A 494-nucleotide genomic window follows, 5' to 3' on the forward strand; every position below is an offset into this window, starting at 1 on the left:
TAGCACACTCATTGACGATCATTTCCTATCGCTACTTTTCGCTGAATGCACACCCTAGTTTTCTAGGTTCACTGACTTTTCATCCGCATATCGCTATGCGACGCGACTATAAATTTAATCGATAGTAAAGTTATTCTCCATGCATAACCATTTGATCACGTCCAGGTTTATATTGTCACTGTTCCATATCTTAGTGATATTGTTACTGTACTCCCCGATATTGATTCCATAAGCAAGAGTTAGTGCTTCATAGATGTTTCTGCTATTAATCTCTTGTTTCTGGGCTACAGACATTTCATAATACAAAGGAACGATGTTCTCCATATTACGTTTGGCAATATTGACGATTAGCTCATCAGAAATAATTAAGGCCTTATCCCCGTCATTGTCAAACTGCAGCAGCTTGGATATCGGATCATGAATGCTGGTATAAACACCTGGGGTAATGAACCACTTATCATATTCCTCGTCTTTCTTGTTCCATCTAACTCCAT

General features: G+C 38.7%; 1 pseudogene. It reads right to left on the reverse strand.

What is annotated here, in order from left to right:
• Positions 1 to 117: 117 nt before the first annotated feature.
• A pseudogene (locus tag SM447_RS30210) lies at positions 118 to 494 on the reverse strand (hypothetical protein); the annotation flags it as partial.

The sequence above is a fragment of the Micromonospora aridisoli genome (genome assembly GCF_056150025.1).